The 5581-nt window shown below is 73.1% G+C and carries 8 protein-coding genes and 1 pseudogene; 2 read left to right on the top strand and 7 right to left on the bottom strand.

Features of this window, described 5'->3' with window-relative positions; all coding sequences use genetic code 11:
* Together AB0M52_RS29640 and AB0M52_RS29635 are read right to left on the bottom strand one after the other, a co-directional pair.
* A partial coding sequence (locus AB0M52_RS29640) for an HAD hydrolase family protein (protein ID WP_363960584.1) occupies positions 1-508 on the bottom strand: 508 nt, incomplete at its 3' end.
* A 236-nt stretch (positions 509-744) separates the two neighbouring features.
* Positions 745-1488: a hypothetical protein gene (locus tag AB0M52_RS29635; RefSeq protein ID WP_363960582.1), complete on the bottom strand. Its 744-nt coding sequence runs from the start codon at positions 1486-1488 to the stop codon at positions 745-747.
* Between the two features lie 161 nt (positions 1489-1649).
* Here AB0M52_RS29635 and AB0M52_RS29630 point away from each other — a divergent pair, with 161 nt between their 5' ends.
* Together AB0M52_RS29630 and AB0M52_RS29625 are read left to right on the top strand one after the other, a co-directional pair.
* Positions 1650-2081, top strand: a complete 432-nt coding sequence (locus AB0M52_RS29630) for an OsmC family protein (RefSeq protein WP_363960580.1) — start codon at positions 1650-1652, stop codon at positions 2079-2081.
* A 126-nt stretch (positions 2082-2207) separates the two neighbouring features.
* Positions 2208-2546, top strand: a complete 339-nt coding sequence (locus tag AB0M52_RS29625) for a metallopeptidase family protein (RefSeq protein ID WP_363960588.1) — start codon at positions 2208-2210, stop codon at positions 2544-2546.
* 28 nt (positions 2547-2574) lie between these two features.
* Here the strand turns inward: AB0M52_RS29625 and pheA are convergent, their stop codons facing one another.
* The 5 genes and pseudogenes from pheA to AB0M52_RS29600 form a co-directional block, all read right to left on the bottom strand.
* Positions 2575-3531 (bottom strand): prephenate dehydratase, encoded by a 957-nt coding sequence (gene pheA, locus AB0M52_RS29620; protein WP_363960577.1) that lies wholly within the window; start codon positions 3529-3531, stop codon positions 2575-2577.
* A gap of 10 nt (positions 3532-3541) precedes the next feature.
* Positions 3542-4105, bottom strand: coding sequence for a hypothetical protein (locus AB0M52_RS29615; RefSeq protein WP_363960586.1), 564 nt, complete (start codon positions 4103-4105; stop codon positions 3542-3544).
* Positions 4106-4269: 164 nt separating this feature from the next.
* Positions 4270-4659 (bottom strand): ACT domain-containing protein, encoded by a 390-nt coding sequence (locus AB0M52_RS29610; RefSeq protein ID WP_363960574.1) that lies wholly within the window; start codon positions 4657-4659, stop codon positions 4270-4272.
* 75 nt (positions 4660-4734) lie between these two features.
* Positions 4735-5190, bottom strand: coding sequence for a PAS domain-containing protein (locus AB0M52_RS29605; protein ID WP_363960571.1), 456 nt, complete (start codon positions 5188-5190; stop codon positions 4735-4737).
* A 166-nt stretch (positions 5191-5356) separates the two neighbouring features.
* Positions 5357-5581: pseudogene (locus tag AB0M52_RS29600) on the bottom strand (hypothetical protein); the annotation flags it as partial.

Genomic DNA, 5581 nt, shown 5'->3' with positions numbered 1-5581 from the left:
CGGCCAGCAACTCGTCCACGTGGTGGTCGGCGGTCCTCGCGAACGCCTTGATCACGTCGCCGGCGAGGCACTCGTCGCGGGTGCGTACCTCGAACCGGTCCTGGTACGGCCAGGCCGGGTGGTAATCGCCCCAGAGCGGGGCGTCGTGCTCGTCGGACGCCTCGACCATCACCGTCAGCGGACCGACCGTGGCCTCCAGGTCGGCCAGCAGGACGGCCAGCATCTCGCTGGAGAGGCGTTCGTCGCGCAGCACCACCGGTCCGGCCGGGTCGCTCTGGTCGACCACCCGGCCGCCGCCGGCCATCACCAGGAAATCCGCGGCCCGGATGTCGTTGCGGGTCAGTTCGGTGAGCCGGGGACCGCGACCGGTGGCGCCGACCACCGGGATCCCGGCCGCGCGCACCCGGTCGAGAACCTCATGGGTGTACGCCGAGACGGTGTCGTCGCTGCGGACGAGCGTCCCGTCGAGGTCGGTGGCGATCAGCTTGGGCAGGCCCGGGCGGGTCATCGTTCCTCCTTCGCCCGCCGCCGTCGCGGCCAGCCGTACCGGTCGTCGGTGCGCGACCCGGCGTGACGGCGGGCAGCAACCGTACCTCGCGGAACGGGTCGCAACCATGGCTTCCAGGCGAATCGGGTGCCAACGGACGGCGCACCGGAGATGACTCCCGATCACCGGGCCGGACCCCGGTGGCCGGCGCGAACCTCGGCGGCCGGGCGGGCGGGCCCGGGGCGGCTGCGGCCAGCTCAGCTGGGTGGCACCTCACGGGCGAACGGGATCGTCGGGGTGACGGTGATGTCGGCCGGTTGGCGTCCCTCGCCCCGTTCGGCGTCCTCGGCGTGGCGGCGGGCACGCCGTCGCCGTTCGTCCGACTCTGCCGGAGAACCCCCCGGCTCGGCCGGTGACCCGGCGGACTCGGGCCCGATCCGGACGAGCGAGGCGGCGAACAGCAGGACGGCAGCGAAGGCCATCTGCAGGCCCCGTCCGTGCTCGACCTCGAAGCCGATCTCGCTCGAGAAGTAGAACAAGCCCTGCCGAGCCGTGCCCTCGAGCGACGAGACGGTCGCCGCGAGCAGGGCGAGCGCGCCTGCGGCGAGCGCCATGCCGGCCACCCGGGCGTTGGTCCGCGCGGCACCGGTGCCGTGCAGCGCGAGGGCCACCGCGCAGCCGAGCGCGAGGAGCCCGACCAGGTAGCCGGTGCCCAGCCCGCCGATCTCGGCCACTCCGCTGGTCACTTCGAGCGGGGTGGCCGGATCTGGGCCACTGTTGGGGATGGTCATCGTCGACCACTCGCCGAGCAGCGAGGCCAGGGCGGCCACGGCACCGAGCCCGGCCAGCAGCATCGGCACCCGCCGGTCCCGGCCGAGGCCGGACACGACCCGACGGAGCCGGCCGGCGGCGGGCGACTCGTCCTCCTCCGTGCCCCACTCGACGATGCTGGGGCCGTCGGACCGGTCGTCCTGACGGGGGATGGGGAGATCGTGGGTCATCGCTCACCCTCTCCTCGTGGCCGGGAGGCCGTGCGCCCACCGGCCGCGGGTGCGGATCTGTGTCGAATCATGGCACAGCCGGATCCCTCCGCTGGGAAGGTGGATGCGCGGGCCGCGCCGGTCGGTCGCCTGCCGGCGTCCGGTCGACTAGCGTCAGGTGTATGCCTATCCGTACCGCTTCCGCACGTTGGCAGGGCAACCTCACCGAGGGGTCCGGCACGGTCCGCACCGGCAAGGGCGGGCTACAGGGGAACTACTCCTTCAAGTCCCGCTTCGAGGAGGGAGAGGGCACCAACCCCGAGGAGTTGATCGGCGCCGCGCACGCCGGCTGCTTCTCGATGGCCTTCTCCAAGGCCCTCGCTGACGCCGGCACGACGGCGACCTCGGTGGAGACCACCGCGAAGGTGCACTTCGACAAGACCGACGCCGGCATGACCGTCACCCGGATCGACCTGGAAACCGTCGGTGACGTGCCCGGCATCGACGAGGCGCAGTTCGCCAAGCTGGCCGAGACCGCCAAGCAGAACTGCCCGATCTCCCGCCTGCTCTCACCCGGCGCGGAGATCACCCTCACCGCCCGCCTCGCCTCCTGACCCGCTCCCGAACCCCGTCGATCTTGCGCTCTCGGTCGCCGATATGCGGCTTCCATGCCTTTTCGCGGCGACCGGAAGTGCAAGATCGCGGGTTGGGTGGGGAAGAATGGTCGCGTGGCGGTCGAGATGGAGCGTGAGCGGTTCGAGGAGCTGGTGGGGGAGGCGCTGGACGAGGTTCCGGAGGAACTGCTGGCGCTCATGAACAATGTGGTGATCCTGGTGGAGGACGATCCACCGCCCGGGGAGGACCTGCTCGGCCTCTACGAAGGACACGCGTTGACCAACCGGGGCTGGGACTACGCCGGTGTCCTGCCGGACCGCATCCTGATCTACCGCAACCCCATCCTGCGCATCTGCGAATCCGACGAGGACGTCATCGACGAGGTGGCGGTGACCGTGGTGCACGAGATCGCCCACCACTTCGGCATCGACGACGCGCGCCTGCACGAGCTGGGTTGGGGCTGACCCGCCGACTGCCGGTCGGCCGGGGCGCTCAGCTCAGTTCGCCGGCCCGAAGCCGGGCGAGCCAGGCGGCGGCGTCCGCGTAGTCGGCGTCGGAGAGACCGGCCGGGGCGGGCACCGGGCGCTCGCCGGTCACCCCGTTCCAACGGTGCCGGGGATATGAGCCGAGGAAGCGCACGTCGGCGCAGACCCGGCGCAGCCCCTGCAACGCCTCACCGAGCCGCGCATCGGCCACGTGGCCGGTGCAGTCGAGGAAGAAGACGTACCGGCCGAGTGCCTCACCCGTCGGCCGCGACTCGATCCGGGTCAGGTTGACGCCACGGACCGCGAGTTCCATCAGCACGGACAGCAGCGCGCCGACCCGGTCGTGCGCGATGTACACGGCGAGGGAGGTCACGTCGTCGCCGGTGGGTGGCGGTGGCGGACCCGGCCGGGACAGCAGGGCGAAGCGGGTCACCGCATCGGGGTGGTCGGCGATCTTGTCGGCCAGCACGGCGAGCCGGTGCCGGGTCGCGCCGATGGGGGCGCAGATCGCCGCGTCGTACTCGCCGGTGGCCGCACCGGCCGCCGCCGCGCCGTTGGAGAGTACGTCGACCACGACCGCGTCGGGCAGATGCGCCCGCAACCAGCCCCGGCACTGGGTGGACGCCTGGGGGTGGGCAGCGACGCTCTGCACCGTTGGCAGGGCGGTCCCCGGACGCGCACCGAGGACGAACTCCACCGGCAGGATCACCTCGCGGGTGATCACCAGCGGGTCCCCCTCGGCCAGCTCGTCGAGGGTCACCCCGACCGCGCCCCCGATCGAGTTCTCCATCGGCACCAGCGCGGCGTCGGCATCCCCGGCGCGTACCGCCTCCAGGGCCTCGCCGACACTGCGGGCCGGCGTACGAGTGCCCCGCTCGGCGGCCGGCACGGTGCGCAGCGCCTGCTCGGCGAAGGTGCCCTCGGGCCCGAGGTAGACGAAACGTGTCGGCGGCGTTCCCGGCATGGCGCCCAGCCTACGCACCCGGCGTCGGCGTGGGGGTCGTCGGCGTCGGTACCGGCACTGCTGGCACCGGTACGTTGACCGCGCCGTCGTCGCCGCAGGCCAGCGTCCGGATTCCGGTCGGGCCGGCCACGCGTACCTCGACCGAACACACGTCGGTGCCGGCGGTGACCAGGCGCAGGGTGCCGGCCTGGTCACGGGTGACCACCTGCAACGGCTCGTACCCGGTCACGTCGAGGACGGTGAAGTGCCAGTCGGCGGCGCACAGGGGACCGGTGCGGACGCGAACCTTCGCGTTCCGGGGGAGCAGTCCGTCGCGGCCGCGTACCAGGTCGACGATCCGCTGCTGCGACGGGCCGCCCTGGCAGGCGCCGGCCACAAGTCCGCGATCGGCCGGCGGGGTGGGGGTGCCGGCGTCGGGCAGCCCGGCGACGGGTGGCGGCGTCGGCGTGATCGGCCCGCTCGCGCTCGGGGTCGCCGTCCGTGACGGCAGGGTCGGCAGTCCTCGGTCGCGTACCTCCGGCGGTTCGCCGCACCCGGCGAGCAGCAGCGAGGCCAGCGCCACGACGGCGGGCAGCCGGCGGGCAGAGCGGTTCGGGCCGGCATCGTCCGATGGCGGGCCGAGGTCGGCGCGACGGGAAGGGGTGGGGGGCACGGGGGCAGTCCTCGAGGGCAGCGGGGAGCGTCGTGGGTGGCCGGCGGCCGAGCCCATGGTAGGAGGATCTGTCGCCGTGGTGAAGGTCAGTCGAGTACGCGGTGACCGGCGCGCACCAGTGCGGCCGTCGCCTCGGCCAGACGTACGGCTGGAACCAGCACGTAGTCGGTGTCGTACGTGGAGAAGGCGACGATGCTGACCCGGGCCTCGCCCAGCGGGTCGACCAGGGCCGTGAGGGTGTCGGTCACCGCGAGGTCGGTTGGACCGGCCACCCGCAGGCATCGCCACGCGGTCTCCCGGTCGGCCTCCCCCGGTGCCCGCTCGGCCGGGCAGATCACCGACATCCCGTCGGCCGTCCAGCTCACCGTGACGATGTCGTCGCCGGCCAGCCCGCCCGACAGTCCGGACGGCAGGGTGGAGTCCGCCGCCATCCGGCACACGGCGTACTCCCCTGGCAGCACAGCGATATCGAGCATGATGGCACCTTACGACCTCGGCGCCGGCCGCCCCACCACCTGCCGTGTGCGTCGAGCGTCACCCTCCGCCGCAGGTCAGACCTCGGAGAAGAAGGTGAGCGAGCCGGCGACCACCCCGTCGGCGAGCACCGGCGTGGAGATGGCGTCGACGGTCGCGTCAGACGCCCCTTCCGCCGCCTCGATGCGTAGCAGGCCACGGGCCAGGCGACCGGAGGAGAGCGCCAGCAGTGGCGGAATCTTGTCGATCTCGGGCTCGGCCAGCTCGCCCCGGTACGCGGTGAAATCCAGCAGTCGCAGCCCGCCGTCGAGCAGCGGCAGCCCGATGACGTCCTCCGGCGCGCCCAGGCCGAGCAGCTCGCAACCGGCGGTGGAGACGGCCACCACCCGGGTCTCGGCGTCGATCAGCAGGCAGGGCTCGTCGGCGCTGGAGACCGTGGCAGACCACCGGCCGATGTTGTCGCACCCCTGCTCTGTCGGTGTCCCCGCCGCGGGCGCGAACACTTCCGAGAGCGAGAGTTCGACGTGGGCCACCGAGCCTCCTATGCACACCGACGGTACGTCCACGCTAGCCGGTCGCCGCGGCGACCGCCGACCGCGCTGGGCGTCCGGGCCGTCGGTGCTGATCGGTGCCCGGTCGGCGACGGCGCGGGCCGGCGAGTGCGGAGCCGGGCCCGGCCGCGTGGCGTCGAGGCAGACGTTACCGGCGGGTGGCCGGCTTGTCAGCGGCCGTTCGGCCGTCCTCGTACCACCGGTAGTCCGCCGCCGGCGGGTACGTGCCGTTCATCCAGGTGGCCGGGTGCTGCGCCACCCGGGACAGCTTCTCGGCGGTGGCCGGACTGATCCGGTTGCCACCGGCGACGAGCAGCCGGTCCAGCTCCCGGTGGGTCGCCATGAGGCAGTCCTTGGGGAGGCCGTAGACGCT

The organism is Micromonospora sp. NPDC051296 (assembly GCF_040682255.1).
Classification (GTDB): Bacteria; Actinomycetota; Actinomycetes; order Mycobacteriales; family Micromonosporaceae; genus Micromonospora; species Micromonospora craterilacus.
This window is presented reverse-complemented; position numbering and strand designations above follow the sequence as displayed.